Source organism: Stenotrophomonas sp. MMGLT7, assembly GCF_021168555.1.
Taxonomy (GTDB): Bacteria; Pseudomonadota; Gammaproteobacteria; order Xanthomonadales; family Xanthomonadaceae; genus MMGLT7.
Genome location: NZ_JAJOZS010000005.1, coordinates 227,948 through 241,866, shown reverse-complemented (window position 1 = coordinate 241,866; position 13,919 = coordinate 227,948). Strand labels below are relative to the sequence as shown.

At 68.3% G+C, this 13,919-nt stretch carries 13 protein-coding genes; 12 read left to right on the top strand and 1 reads right to left on the bottom strand.

Annotated elements, in window-relative coordinates; all coding sequences use genetic code 11:
- Positions 1-66 precede the first annotated feature (66 nt).
- The 3 genes from LRX76_RS09175 (at position 67) to LRX76_RS09165 (ending at position 2,784) form a co-directional block, all read left to right on the top strand.
- Entirely contained in the window at positions 67-741 is a 675-nt protein-coding gene (locus LRX76_RS09175; protein WP_231804322.1) for a DUF480 domain-containing protein, read from the top strand.
- Positions 742-1,749: 1,008 nt separating this feature from the next.
- Entirely contained in the window at positions 1,750-2,187 is a 438-nt protein-coding gene (locus LRX76_RS09170) for a pyridoxamine 5'-phosphate oxidase family protein (RefSeq protein ID WP_231804320.1), read from the top strand.
- Between the two features lie 51 nt (positions 2,188-2,238).
- Positions 2,239-2,784: a disulfide bond formation protein B gene (locus LRX76_RS09165; RefSeq protein ID WP_231804318.1), complete on the top strand. Its 546-nt coding sequence runs from the start codon at positions 2,239-2,241 to the stop codon at positions 2,782-2,784.
- A 34-nt stretch (positions 2,785-2,818) separates the two neighbouring features.
- Here the strand turns inward: LRX76_RS09165 and idi are convergent, their stop codons facing one another.
- The gene (gene idi, locus LRX76_RS09160; RefSeq protein WP_231804316.1) at positions 2,819-3,367 is read right to left on the bottom strand and encodes an isopentenyl-diphosphate Delta-isomerase; all 549 of its coding nucleotides are present in this window, start codon (positions 3,365-3,367) and stop codon (positions 2,819-2,821) included.
- A gap of 108 nt (positions 3,368-3,475) precedes the next feature.
- Between idi and LRX76_RS09155 the strand changes: the two genes are divergently transcribed.
- The 9 genes from LRX76_RS09155 (at position 3,476) to aroD (ending at position 13,610) form a co-directional block, all read left to right on the top strand.
- A complete protein-coding gene (locus tag LRX76_RS09155) occupies positions 3,476-4,186 on the top strand; it encodes a response regulator (protein ID WP_231804314.1) in 711 nt (236 codons plus the stop codon).
- On the top strand, positions 4,183-5,562 hold the full coding sequence (locus LRX76_RS09150) for an ATP-binding protein (protein ID WP_231804312.1): 1,380 nt from the start codon (positions 4,183-4,185) through the stop codon (positions 5,560-5,562). The genes LRX76_RS09155 and LRX76_RS09150 overlap by 4 nt, the downstream gene beginning before the upstream one ends.
- Before the next feature lie 484 nt (positions 5,563-6,046).
- A complete protein-coding gene (locus LRX76_RS09145; RefSeq protein ID WP_231804310.1) occupies positions 6,047-7,546 on the top strand; it encodes a UbiD family decarboxylase in 1,500 nt (499 codons plus the stop codon).
- A 28-nt stretch (positions 7,547-7,574) separates the two neighbouring features.
- The gene (locus tag LRX76_RS09140) at positions 7,575-8,174 is read left to right on the top strand and encodes a UbiX family flavin prenyltransferase (protein ID WP_231804308.1); all 600 of its coding nucleotides are present in this window, start codon (positions 7,575-7,577) and stop codon (positions 8,172-8,174) included.
- Positions 8,171-8,890, top strand: a complete 720-nt coding sequence (locus LRX76_RS09135) for a DUF554 domain-containing protein (protein ID WP_231804306.1) — start codon at positions 8,171-8,173, stop codon at positions 8,888-8,890. The genes LRX76_RS09140 and LRX76_RS09135 overlap by 4 nt, the downstream gene beginning before the upstream one ends.
- Positions 8,891-8,926: 36 nt before the next feature.
- Positions 8,927-9,364 (top strand): pyridoxamine 5'-phosphate oxidase family protein, encoded by a 438-nt coding sequence (locus LRX76_RS09130; RefSeq protein ID WP_231804304.1) that lies wholly within the window; start codon positions 8,927-8,929, stop codon positions 9,362-9,364.
- A 57-nt stretch (positions 9,365-9,421) separates the two neighbouring features.
- Positions 9,422-11,005 carry a right-handed parallel beta-helix repeat-containing protein gene (locus LRX76_RS09125; protein WP_231804302.1) on the top strand — a complete coding sequence of 528 codons (1,584 nt, stop codon included), beginning with the start codon at positions 9,422-9,424 and terminating at the stop codon, positions 11,003-11,005.
- 242 nt (positions 11,006-11,247) lie between these two features.
- Positions 11,248-12,630, top strand: a complete 1,383-nt coding sequence (locus tag LRX76_RS09120; protein ID WP_231804300.1) for a carbohydrate porin — start codon at positions 11,248-11,250, stop codon at positions 12,628-12,630.
- A 74-nt stretch (positions 12,631-12,704) separates the two neighbouring features.
- A complete protein-coding gene (aroD, locus tag LRX76_RS09115; RefSeq protein WP_231804298.1) occupies positions 12,705-13,610 on the top strand; it encodes a type I 3-dehydroquinate dehydratase in 906 nt (301 codons plus the stop codon).
- Positions 13,611-13,919 lie beyond the last annotated feature (309 nt).

The following is a 13,919-nucleotide window of genomic DNA, read 5'->3' as shown; positions in this document are numbered from 1 at the left end:
GCGGCCGATCCTTCGCGGCCGCCGCGCTCGGCTATGCTGCCCGGCCCCGATGCCCACGGCCAGACCATGAACCAGGAAACCGCCACCGCCGAGATCCCCGTGCTCGATGCCGCCGAGGCGCGCGCGCTGGGCTGCCTGATCGAGAAGGAGGCGACCACGCCGGATGCCTATCCGCTCACGGTCAACGCCACGCTGGTGGCGGCCAACCAGAAGACCGCGCGCGATCCGGTGCTGGCGCTGGAGCCGGGCGAGGTCCACGGCGCGCTGCGGCGGCTGGAATCGCGGCGGCTGGTGCGCCAGCAGTTTTCCTCGCGCGCCGAGCGCTACGAGCACTGCGTGGCCGGCGCGCTCAGCCTGACCCGGCAGCAGGTGGCGCTGCTGGGGCTGTTGCTGCTGCGCGGGCCGCAGACCCTGGGCGAACTGTTCTCGCGCAGCGAGCGGCTGGCCAAGTTCAGCGATGCCGACGACGTGCACCACCACCTGGAACGCCTGGCGCAGCGCGGCCTGGCGGTACAGCTGCCGCGCGCGGCCGGCCAGCGCGAGGACCGCTACACGCACCAGCTGTGCGGCCCGGTCGACGTGCAGGCGCTGGCGGCACGCCTGCCGGCTTCGACCCCACCCGCGGCGGCCGATGCCGGCGTGCAGCAGCGGCTGGCGCAGCTGGAGGACACCGTGGCCGAGCTGCAGGACCGGCTGGAGCAGCTGCAGCAGCGGCTGCAACGCATCGACCCGCAGGCCTAGGCGGCCGCGCAGCGATAGGTGAAACGGCGGGGCCGATGCTGCCGGTGCTCGGGAAACTCGAAGCCGCCGTTACTGCCAGGCGCATTGCAGCGCCGCACCGTCCGCAGAAAGACACAGGATTGGGCCAGCTGTCAGCCGGAGTGGTTGGCTCACGCCCGGAAAGCCTGAAACCATCGTCCCCGCGGCTTTCCACAGCCGCATGGCAGGTCAGCCGGGGACCCGGTGCCTGCGCATTGAAAGGTGGAACCGGGAGATTGCGTAGCTGATCGATTTCGCCGCGCAAGTCGCTGGGTCCCCGCCTGCGCGGGGACGACGAGCACATGGATGGCGGACCACGGTCCGAGTCCCGCCGTCGCCAGCGAGGGCGCAAGGTTTCTGCCGCAAGTCATCGCCGGCCAGGCAGGAAAGTTTCCCCGGACAGGCCTTCGCGGGGACAACGGGCAGGAGGGATGCCGACACACGATTCGCATCCCGCCGCTGCCCAGCGATGCCGCAACCCTGCTGCCGCAAGCGTTCACCGACACGCAGGAACATCCTCCTCGGACAGCAGTGTCCGCAAGCGAGGAACCAGGGACGGACGGCCGATCGCGGCAACGTCCATGGATGGCCCGCACCTGCACGGGAGCGACGACGCGGATGTTCCGCGGACGCCCGCCTCTCGAAGGCGATCCGGCAGCAATGCCACCGACGCTGGCGACAACGGCCTGCACGGCAACGCAGTCCAGCCGATCAAGCGGCGATGAAAGGCCGCCACAGGTCTCAGATCCACGCGCACGCCGTGGCGTCGTCAAGCGTCCTTCGCCTTTCGTAACGGATTCAGCATCCGGCGACAGCTTTGATGCGAATCAATGCGGCTGCAGATGACAGGCGGGATCGTGGAGCACGGCGGCAACGTTCCCTGCCCAACACCTCCCCCGGAGCCACATCCATGTCCAGCCCCCGTCCCCGCAGCGCGCGGCTCCCCGACCTGTACCCCTTGCCTGGCCGGCCGATGCCGGTGCCGCCTGCATGAAACCCCTGCCCGCCCCCATCATTGGCTTTCTGGCGCGGCATCGCCTGCTGTCGCTGGCGGTCTGTTACGGCGACGTGCCGTGGGCGGCCAATGCCTTCTTCGCCTTCGACGAGCAGGACAATCGCCTGGTCATGCTCAGCGGCCGCGGCACCCGCCACAGCGAGATGCTGCTGGCCAACCGCTACGCCGCCGGCACCATCGCCGGCGAACCGCGCGACTATTCCGTCGCCAGCGGCCTGCAGTTCTACGGCCCGGCGCGGATACTGGAGGACCCGCGCGAACGCGAGGCGGCGCTGGCGATCTATCGCCGGCGCTTCCCGCGGGTGCTGGACGTCTCCGCGCCGGCGTGGGAGATCAAGCTGCTGCAGGTGAAGTACGTCGACGACGTGCAGGGCTACGGCACCCGGCTGCTGTGGGACCGCCACGGCAACTGAGCGGCCGTTCGCGCCGGCACGCCAACGCATTCAACCCGGAGGTAGAAGGACATGTCACCGACCCCACAACCGAAACTCCTCAATCCCTTCAGCTGGACCTTCCGGCAACGCTTCCTGGCCGGCGGCCTGGGCTGCCTGGGCGTGCTGCTGTACGCGCTGTACGTACAGTTCTTCGACAGCCTGCAGCCCTGCCCGCTGTGCACCTTCCAGCGCGGCGCCTTCGTGCTGCTGGGACTGGTGTTCTTCGTCGGCGCCATGCACGGCCCGCGCGGGCGCGGCGGACGCGCGGTCTACGTGCTGCTGGCGGTGATCGCCGCGGCGATCGGCGCGGCCATCGCCACCCGCCACGTCTGGCTGCAGACGCTGCCGCCGGAGCTGGTGCCGGCCTGCGGCCCCGACCTGGCCTTCATGATGCAGTCCTGGCCGCTGGCCGACGTGCTGCGCCAGGTGTTCACCGGTTCGGGCGAGTGCGCGGTGATCGACTGGACGTTCCTGGGCCTGTCGATGCCGGCCTGGAGCCTGGTCACCTTCGTCATCCTGGCGATCTGGAGCGTGATCAGCCTGTGCGCGCCGAGGCCCGGCGACGCCCGTAGCTGAGCCGCCGCGGGTCGTGCGCCGCGCGGCGGTCAGGTCACGGCTGCGGGCACATGGCCCGCAGCCGCGGCCACTCCAGCCGCAGCCACGGCGTGAACGGCGCCTGCGGGTCGTCCAGCTCGCGCTGCAGCTGCTCCGGCTCGATCCACCGCACCTGGTCCACCTCGGCCGGGTCGGGCCGCACCGTGGACGCATCGACGCATCCGGTGAACACGTGGCAGAACTCGTGCTCGCTGCCGACATCGAGATAGCGGGCCTGGTAGACGAAGCTGAAGCGCCAGGCCAGCGGCGCCTGCGCCGCCGTGCCCAGTTCCTCGCGCACGCGGCGCTCGGCCGCCGGCTGCAGCTGCTCGCCCCAGCGCGGATGCGAGCAGCAGCTGTTGGCCCAGTACAGCGGCCACAGCGGCTTGAGCGCGCTGCGACGCTGCAGCAGCAGGCGCCCGGCCGCATCGAACAGGAATACCGAGAACGCCCGGTGCAGGATACCCTCGCCACGGTGGCAGTCGGGCTTGTCCAGCGGCCCCAGGGGGCGGTCCTGGGCATCGACCAGGATCAGCGGATCGGCGGCGGTGCTAGGGGGAGACATGGGATGACGTTACCAGCAAGTACGGATGGATGTGAGTGCGACCATTACGGCACCGGCATCGACAACTTGGTATTTTCCCCGCCTCCGACCCACACCCTTCCCGCTGCCGTGGCCCATCTCCTGGTTGTCGACGACCACCGTTCCATCCGCGAGCCGCTGGCCGCCTACCTGCGCAGGCAGGGTTTCGAGGTGACCACCGCCAGCGACGGACCCTCCACCCGCGCGCGCCTGGCCGAGACGCGCTTCGACCTGATCGTGCTGGACCTGATGCTGCCGGGCGAGGACGGGCTGTCGCTGTGCCGCTACATCGACGCCGAGCTGCACACGCCGGTGATCATGCTCACCGCCAAGGCCGAGTTCTCCGACCGCATCGTCGGCCTGGACCTGGGCGCGGACGACTACGTCACCAAGCCCTTCAGCGTCGACGAGCTGGTGGCGCGCATCCGCAGCGTGCTGCGCCGGGCGAACATGCCGCCGCCGGCCGTGCTGGACGAGGCCGGCAGCCTGCAGTTCGAAGGCTGGACGCTGGATCTGACCCGCCACACCCTGCTCGACCCGCAAGGGCAGGACGTGCCGCTGAGCACGATGGAGTTCCGCCTGCTGCGCGTGTTCCTGGAGCGGCCCAACCAGGTGCTCAGCCGCGACGACCTGCTCGACCTGACCAGCCGCGACAACAGCGCCTTCGACCGCAGCATCGACAGCCAGGTGAGCCGGCTGCGCAAGAAGCTGGAGGACGACCCGCGCCACCCGGTGCTGCTCAAGACCATCTGGGGCGACGGCTACCTGTTCGCCGCCGAGGTGAGGAAGGTGGAGGCATGAAGCTGCTGCCGCGCAGCCTGGGCGGACAGCTGTTCGTGCTGATGTTCGGCGGCTTCATCGTCGGCAACCTGTTCGGCACGCTGGGGCTGTGGTCGCAGGCCGGCGCGCTGCACCCGATCGCGCGCGAACACGCGCTCTCGCGCACCATCACCGCCTACCGGCTGGCCAACCGGATGCCGGCCGAAGGCGGCGACAACTGGCTGGACTCGTTCAATACCCAGGTCGCGCACCTGTGGATCGACCACACGCCCAACGTGCGCGACATGGACGAGCGCGAACTGTCGCTGGCCACCGCGCTCAAGCAGCGCCTCAACGCGCAGGCGGTCACCGTGCGCATGCCGTGCCGCCGCGATGCCGCCAGCCGTTCGCTGGCACAGATGGACAACGTCGCCGGCGACAGCATCGAGTGCGTCGAGATCGACCTGGCGCTCGACCATGGCCGCTGGCTGCACACGCGGCAGTCGCTGCCCACGCAGTCGCTGTGGCGCGAGGGCTGGCAGCTGCTGCGTTTCTCGCTGATCGTCGGCATCCCGCCGGTGCTGATCCTGATGTACGTGTTCGTCAACCGCATCCTGCGCCCGACCGCGGCGCTGACCGCGGCGGCCGAGAACATGAGCCGCGGCGAACGCATCGATCCGCTGACGATCCAGGGACCGGACGAGATCCGCGAGATCGCGCTGGCGTTCAACGACATGCAGGAGCGCATGACCCGCTTCGTCGACGAGCGCACGCGCATGCTGGCGGCGATCAGCCACGACCTGCGCACGCCGCTGACCTCGCTGGAACTGCAGGCGGCGATGCTGCCCGAGAGCGAGGAGCGCGACGAGATGCTGCGCACGCTCGACGAGGTCCGGCAGATGGTGAACGAGACCCTGAGCTTCGCCCACCAGAACGCCCGCGGCGAAGCCAGCGAACAGGTGGACCTGGTGCAGCTGATGGACGACGTGCTCGATCGCCAGCGCGACCTCGGCCACGAAGTGGAGCTGCGGGCGCCGTCGCGCCTGTCCTACCGCTGCCGCCCGCTGGCGCTCAAGCGCGCGCTCAGCAACCTGATCGAGAACGCGCTGCGCCACGGCCAGCGCGCCGAGGTGTCGATGCGTCGCGACCAGCGCGACGGCGACATCCTGATCGACATCGCCGACCACGGCCCGGGCATCCCCGAGCACCTGCTCGAACGCGTGTTCGAGCCGTTCTTCCAGCTCGACCCGTCGCGCAACCGCGAGGACAAGGGCAACGGCGTCGGCCTGGGCCTGGCCACCGCGCGCGACTGCATCCGCGCCCACGGCGGCAACATCCACCTGCACAACCGCGCCTCGGGCGGGCTGGTGGCCAGCATCGTGCTGCCGTCGCATCGCGACGTTGACGCGATGGCCTGAGCGGCGGCCCGCCGGCTCCCGCAGGAGCCAGGCGCCGTGAGGACATCGGCGAGCCCTCCAGCCTTCTTTCAAGGCCTCTTGCAGGAGCGACCTGCGGCGTCCCGTGTAGGAGCGACTTCAGTCGCGAATGGGCCTTCCCGCGAAGGCCTCATCGCGACTGAAGTCGCTCCTACGGCCATGGCCGAAACGCGGCAGCGGGTGCCTGCATCCGGCGCCCGTCGCGCACGCCACACTTTTGCAAAGTTTCCGCGCAGGCGGCCCCTATGCTGCGCCCAAAGCTGGAAGCCAACCCTGCCCAGCCCCCCATCCGATGGCGTCCTTTCCCGCAGTGGCAGCGCGGGACGGGCGCCATTTCTTTTGCGAAAAAGTCCTTAATAATCAATGACTTAGATTGATCAGGATCAATGTGTCCCGGCCCGCGAGGGAGGAGTATTCGCTGCGGCGGAAGCCTGGCGGAAACCTTCATTCCCGGAGACACATGACAATGAGCAACAACACCCCCAACGCCTCGCAGGTACACGATCTGCGCTCAGCGATCGAACTGCTCAAGCAGTACGAAGGCGAATACATCGAGACCAACGAGCCGGTCGATCCGGAAGCCGAACTGTCCGGCGTCTATCGCTATGTCGGCGCCGGCGGCACCGTGCAGCGCCCGACCCAGACCGGTCCGGCGATGATGTTCAACAAGGTCAAGGGCTTCGACGACGTGCGCGTGCTGATCGGCCTGCTGGCCTCGCGCCAGCGCGTGGCGCGCATGTTCGGCATGGACAAGGAGAAGCTCGGCTTCCAGATGCGCGAAGCGGTCAAGAACGCGATCGCGCCGGTGGTCATTCCCAAGGAGAAGGCGGTGTGCCAGGAAGTGGTGCACCTGGCCAGCGACCCCGGCTTCGACCTGCGCACGCTGCTGCCGGCGCCGAAGAACACCCCTGAGGATGCCGGCCCCTACTTCACCCTGGGCATGTGCTACGGCGCCGACCCGGAGACCGGCGAGCACGACGTCACCATCCACCGCCTGTGCGTGCAGGGCAAGGACGAGATCTCGATGTACTTCGTCCCCGGCCGCCACCTCGACCAGTTCCGCCAGAAGTACGAGAAGGACGGCAAGCCGATGCCGATCACCATCTCCATCGGCGTGGACCCGGCCATCGAGATCGGCGCCTGCTTCGAGGCCCCGACCACCCCGCTGGGCTTCGACGAGCTGTCCATCGCCGGCGGCCTGCGCGGCAAGGCGGTCGAGCTGGTCGAGGGCGTGGCGGTCAAGGGCACCCTGGGCATCGCCAACGCCGAGATCGTGATCGAAGGCGAGCTGCTGCCGGACTACCGCGTGCGCGAGGACCAGAACACCAACACCGGCAAGGCCATGCCCGAGTTCCCCGGCTACACCGGCGAGGCCAAGGCCGCGGTTCCGGTGATCAAGGTCAAGGCCGTCACCCACCGCAAGCACCCGATCCTGCAGACCTGCATCGGCCCGTCGGACGAGCACACCAACATGGCCGGCATCCCGACCGAGGCCAGCATCCTGACCCTGATCGAGATGGCGCTGCCGGGCCTGGTGCAGAACGTGCACTGCCCGTCGCCGGGTACCGGCAAGTACGTGGCGGTGCTGCAGATCAAGAAGCGCACCGGCCAGGACGAGGGACGCCAGCGCCAGGCCGCGCTGCTGGCCTTCTCGGCCTTCTCCGAGCTCAAGCACGTGTTCCTGGTCGACGAGGACGTGGACATCTTCGACCTGTCGGACGTGATGTGGGCGATGACCACCCGCTACCAGGGCGACGTGGACACCATCTTCATCCCCGGCGTGCGCTGCCATCCGCTCGATCCGTCGCAGGATCCCGCGTTCAGTCCGTCCATCCGCGACCACGGCGTCACCTGCAAGACCATCTACGACTGCACGGTGCCGTACAAGCTGAAGGCCAACTTCCAGCGCTCGCAGTTCCTGGAAGTGGACGTGAACCGCTTCATCCCCGGCTTCAACAAGCAGTAAGCGGAGCGACACCATGCAAAGCCACGCCATGCAAAGACCGAGGGTGATCGTCGGTATCAGCGGTGCCACCGGCTTCCAGTATGGCGTCAAGGCACTCCAGCTCCTTCGGGAGCTGGGGGCCGAGACCCACCTGGTGATGTCCAAGGCCGCCGGCCTGACCCGCGAGCAGGAGACCCAGCTCAGCCGCGACGAGGTGATCGCGATGGCCGACGTGTTCTATCCCACCGGCGCGGTGGGCGCGGCGATCTCCAGCGGCTCGTTCCAGACCGCCGGCATGATCGTGGCGCCGTGCTCGATGCACTCGCTGGCCGCCATCGCCAACGGCATCACCGACAACCTGCTCACCCGCGCCGCCGACGTGGTGCTCAAGGAGCGCCGCAAGCTGGTGCTGATGGTGCGCGAGACACCGCTGCACCTGGGCCATATCCGCAACATGGCCGCCGCCACCGAATACGGGGCGATCGTGTTCCCGCCGGTCCCGGCGCTGTACGCCGGCCCGCAATCGATCGACCAGATCGTCACCCATAGCGCCGCCCGGGCCATCGGCCTGCTCGGCTTCGATTCCAAGACTCTGCCGCGGTGGGGCGAGACCCTGCCCGCCATCACCCAAGAAGGGGAAGCCCCATGATCATCGGACCCTATATCAACGGTGCCGCCGTTCTCTTCGGCGCCATCGGCGGCGCGATGCTGGCCAAGCGCATGCCCGAGCGGCTGCGCAGCGCCATGCCGCTCACCTTCGGCGCCGCCTCTATGGCGATGTCGGTCATCCTCATCAACAAGGCCGCGCACATGCCGGTGATGGTGCTCTCGGGCATCCTCGGCGCGCTGGTCGGCGAGATGATCTACCTGGAGAAGGGCATCGGCAAGCTCGGCAACTTCGCCAGGAACGGCGTGGAGAAGATCCTGCCCGCGCCCAAGACCGGCATCACCCAGGAGGAATTCCTGGAGAAGTTCGTCGCCATCATCGTGCTGTTCTGCGCCAGCGGCACCGGCATCTTCGGCTCCATGCACGAGGGCATGACCGGCGACTCCTCGGTGCTGATCGCCAAGTCGTTCCTGGACTTCTTCACTGCGGCGATCTTCGCCACCACGCTCGGCTACGCGGTGGCCACCATCGCCGTGCCGCAGCTGGCCATCCAGCTGGCGCTGGCCTTCGGCGCGGTGCTGATCCTGCCGCTGACCACGCCGGCGATGCAGGCCGACTTCTCCGCGGTGGGCGGCCTGCTGATGCTAGCAACCGGCTTCCGCATCTGCGGCATCAAGGTCTTCCCGGTCGCCAACATGCTGCCGGCGCTGCTGTTCGCCATGCCGATCTCGGCACTCTGGGTCCGGGTCTTCGGCTGAACCCAGATGTCCACCCCGACCCCTTCCGGAACTTCCATGAAACCGCTGCCCGACCCCATCGCCGACTTCCTGCTCGAACACCACGTGTTGTCGCTGGCGGTGTGCTTCGGCGACGTGCCGTGGGCCGCCAACGCCTTCTTCGCCTTCGACGCCGGAAGCAACCGCTTCGTGCTGCTGGGCAGCCGCGACACCCGCCACAGCGAGATGCTGCTGGCCAATCGCTACGCCGCCGGTACCATCACCGGCCAGCCGCTGGAGATCTCCGAGGTGCGCGGGCTGCAGTTCTACGGCCCGGCCCGCGTCCTCGAGGACGAGAGCGAACGCGAAGCGGCGCTGGCGATGTACTACCAGCGCTTCCCGCAGGCCCGCGGCATGTCCGCACCGGTATGGGAGATCCAGTTGCTGCAGCTCAAGCTCACCGACAACCGGCTGGGCTTCGGCACCAAGATCCTGTGGGACAGGCACGACCGCTGAGCCGCCTCTGCCCCGTCATTCGATTACGACGAGAACGTCAACACAAGGAAATGCAAGATGAGCACCACGACTTCCTATTCCCTGCTGGCCCTGGCGCTGATGGCCACGCCCGCCCTCGCCCAGAACGCCGGCCATGATCCGGCCGTCGCCGGCATGGCGCAGCCGCGTCCGCAGCCGAGCCAGGTACTGAAGGTCACCAGCTACGCCGACGACGGCAGCCAGGGCACCTTCCGCTGGGCGCTGGAACAGAACAACGCCGCCCCGGGCAAGTACCGCATCGAGCTGTCGGCGATCGGCAAGGGCCCGTACGTGATCAAGACCAAGAGCGAACTGCCGCCGATCAAGGGACCGGTGGTGATCGACAACGTCGACTACAACCGCAACGGCACCTACGTGGTGATCGACGGCTCCGAGTACATTGGCGGCACCGACCCGGAATCGTGCCCCGGCGCCGTTCCCGGCACCTTCGGCACCAACGTGCGCACCACCACGCTGCCCGGCCTGATCCTGCGCGACACCAATGGCGTGGAACTGCACGGCATCGAGGTGCGCAACTTCTGCATCGGCATCCTGCTCAACCGCGCCAGCGGCAGCCTGATCCACGAAAACCGCCTGGTCCACAACATCGGCGGCGCCGGCATCATGCTCACCGGCGACGACGGCCAGGGCAACTCCACCGCGACCACCACGGTGCACAACAAGATCCTGCGCAACGTGTTCATCGACAACGGCGACGCGATGGAGGCCACGCGCGGCTCGGCGTTCAACCTGATCGCCGACAACTACATCACCAGCAGCGACAAGAACAACAAGGAGCCGTCGCAGGGCCTGGAGATCCTGTGGGGCAACGACAACACGATCGTGCACAACCACTTCGAGAACATGTCCGACGGCGTGCAGCTGAACTGGGGCAACCGCAACTTCATCTCCGGCAACACCTTCACCGGGATCTCCTCGGCGGTCACCCTCAGCGGCACCGGCAACATCGTCTCGGGCAACATCATGCGCGGCAACCGCGTGGCGGTGTCGGTGCGCCCGGAAGCGCTGCCCGGCCCCGACGGCACCTACGGCAAGAACCGCGTGCTCGGCCCGTCCATCAACACCATCACCGGCAACGTGATGGTCGACAACGGCAAGGACATCCTCCGCTGCTTCGCCGGCGGCGCCTGCCTGCCCGAGCAGAAGGGCGCGATCGTGTTCAACGTGCCCGGGCTGGAGCACGGCAAGTACATCGGCAACCGTGGCGGCGGCATCGAGAGCGATCCGAGCAAGCTGGAGAAGATCTGCGCGCTGGACGGCGACAGCGCCGATTGCGAGCAGACCCCGAACTACGGCCAGCCCGCGCCGGTGCTGACCGCGGCGCGCCGCAGCGGCAAGGGCGTGCAGGTGGACGGACGCTTCGACGGCCAGCCGGGCACGCTCTACCGCGTCGAGCTGTTCGCCAACAGCCGGCCCGAGCAGGACGAGGCCGAGCGCTACCTCGGCTACGTCAGCGTGCCGGTCGACGCCCAGGGCAAAGCCAGCTTCAGCTACGAGCTGGCCGGCCAGGACGCCGCCGGGATCGCCAACGTCACCGCGACGGTGACCACGGTCGACGGCGCCACCTCGCCGCTGAGCAAGCCGCTGGCGCTGCGCAAGTAAGTCCCAGGGACGTGCGGGTGTGACGAGGACACCCGCGCGCTCCCGCGCAGCGCCGCTCCCCCGGCGTTGCGCACCTCTCCCCCGGCTGGCTTTCCGGTCCACGACGGCCCGGATGCCATGCGCATGGCCGGCAAGCCGCCCGTCGCGGCCGGCCGGGTCGGACCCGAACGATGCGGGCGGCCGTCGATGGCCGCCTACGGCAACACGACAACGACGACGATCAACTGAAGACGAGGCAGTACATGAACACGATCAATCACAGACATCCCCGCCGCGCGGCGCTGCCGCTGCTGGTGGCCTGCGCCCTGGCGGGCCCGTCGTGGACGGCGTTGGCCGAAGAGGCCGGCGCCCCGGCCGGGGCGGCCGCGGGCGGGAGTGTCGCGCTGGCGTCCGCCGCGGCGGCGGCGGCGGTACCGGACCTGTACACCGGCAAGACCATGACCGGCGACTGGAACGGCAAGCGCAGCGAGTGGGCCGCCAACGGCATTTCCTTCCGCGGCGGCTTCATCACCGAGGCCATGGGCGTGGTGGACGGCGGCATCGACCACAGCGCGCGCAACGCCTTCCAGACCCAGGTCGGCGTGGACCTGGACATGGGCAAGCTCACCAGCTTCTGGGGCGACGCCCGCTTCCACCTGACCATCAACGACCGCCGCGGCCGCGGCACCTCGCAGGACCTGGCCGGCAACGACTACATGCCGATCCAGGAGATCTACAGCGACCAGTTCACCCGCCTGACCGAACTGAGCTACGACCAGAACTTCTTCGACAAGAAGCTCAACTGGAAGGCCGGCTTCTACGTGATGGGCAATGATTTCGGCATCAACCAGATCATGACCAACTTCGTCAACGCCGCGCTGTGCGCACACCCGATCTCGCTGTCCACCAGCGCCGGCTGGACCAACTGGCCGCGGCCGCGCTGGGCCACCCACGTCACCATCCATCCCACGCCGGAGACGACGCTGCGCACCGGCATGGTGCTGGTCAACACCAACTACAACCTGGAGGCCAACCGCTGGAGCCTGCACGAGCACGGCACCACCGGCCACCTGTACCCGATCGAGTTCGAATGGGCGCCGGGCACCGCCAACAAGGGCAACTTCCCCGGCCACTACAAGATCGGCTACTACTACGACACCTCGGACGCGAGGATGGTCGGCAACCGCAACGCGCTGATCGCGGACCATCGCGAGGGCGGCTACATCATGACCGACCAGAAGATCACCAACAACGCGGTCGACGGCGGCCTGAGCCTGTTCGCGCAGTACACCGCGCAGTCGCAGCAGACCGCGGTGATGAACCGCTGGTTCTCCGCCGGCTTCGTCTACCAGGGGATCTTCCACAGCCGTCCGCAGGACCGCGTGGCGGTGGGCTACGTGCGCGCCTCGATCAACCGCCACCTGCTGGAGCAGCAGTTGCAGCTGCAGGCGATGGGCCTGATCAGCGACCCGGACTGGGAGCTCAACCAGGCCGAGGAGCTGTGGGAGGTGGCCTACACCTTCCAGGTCAAGCCGTGGCTGTCGCTGCGTCCGGACGTGCAGTACATCACCAACCCGGGCACGTTCCGCTACAAGAATACCGACAACGTGCTGGCGCTCGGCCTGCAGGCCAAGATCACCTTCTGACCGCCGCATCCCCCCCTCGAGCGGCGGCGGGTTCGCTGCCGCCGCTCCAATTGCCTAGACTCAAGGTCATTGCCATGAACAACCGCATCCTGATGCTCGCCATCTCCGCATTCCTCGCCGGCCCGATGCTGGCCGCCGGCACCACCGATGCCCTGGCCGCCGCGCCCACCAGCGCCGGCGCCGCCGCAGTGAACGTGCGCCACGCGCAGCCGTTCACCATCCGCAACACCGTCATCGGCCAGGGCGCGCCCAAGACCATCGTCCCGACCACCGGCGCCAACCCGCAGCAGGTGCTGGAGCAGGCCCGCGTGATCGGCGCCAACCCCGATGCCGACCTGATCGAGTTCCGCATCGACTACCTGGACTTCGCCACCGACCCGGCCAAGGTCGCCGCGCTGGGCAAGCAGGTCGCCCAGGCCGCCAAGGGCAAGCCGATGATCCTCACCTTCCGCACCAAGGCCGAGGGCGGCGCCAAGCCCATCAGCGACGCCGACTACGGCAAGCTGTACCTGGCGCTGATCAAGGCCGACTTCATCGACCTGCTGGACGTGGAGATGTTCCGCGAGCAGAAGGTGGTCGAGCAGGTTGTGGCCGCCGCGCACAAGGCCGGCACCCGCATCGTCATGTCCAGCCACGATTTCCAGGCCACCCCGGCCACCGAGGAGATCGTCGCCCGCCTGCGCAAGCAGGACGCGCTGGGCGCGGACGTGCTCAAGATCGCGGTGATGCCGCACAACCCGGCCGACGTGCTCCGGCTGCTCGACGCCACCGAGCAGGTGCGCGCCAAGTACTCGCTCAAGCCGCAGCTGACCATGTCCATGGGCGGCCTGGGTGCGATCTCGCGCCTGTCCGGCGAGGTGTTCGGCAGCGACATGACCTTCGGCATGATCGGCGTGCCCTCCGCGCCCGGCCAGGTCGACGTCAAGCAGCTGCGGCAGGTGCTGGACACGATCCACGCCTCGGTGAGCGGCGGCAAGTGATCGCGTCGATCTGACGATTCGCGAAGGACGGCGCCTGCGGGCGCCGTCTCTTTTTGTGGAAACGCCGCCGTTGCCGAGGGAACGATTCGTTGTCGCGACTGTCCGGGGCAATGCGCGGCCGATCACCTGCCCGTCGAAGTGGCGCGGCGCCCGGTAATCCGTCGTCCCCACGCAGGCGGGGACCCCGCGACTTGCACGATGAGCAATGGAATCTCACGGTCCCTCCCTCAAGGCACCGGCATAGGGTTCCCGCCTTCACCTGTCTGTTCACCCTGAAGCAGGAACAGGCAACCTCCCTTCTCCCGCGTG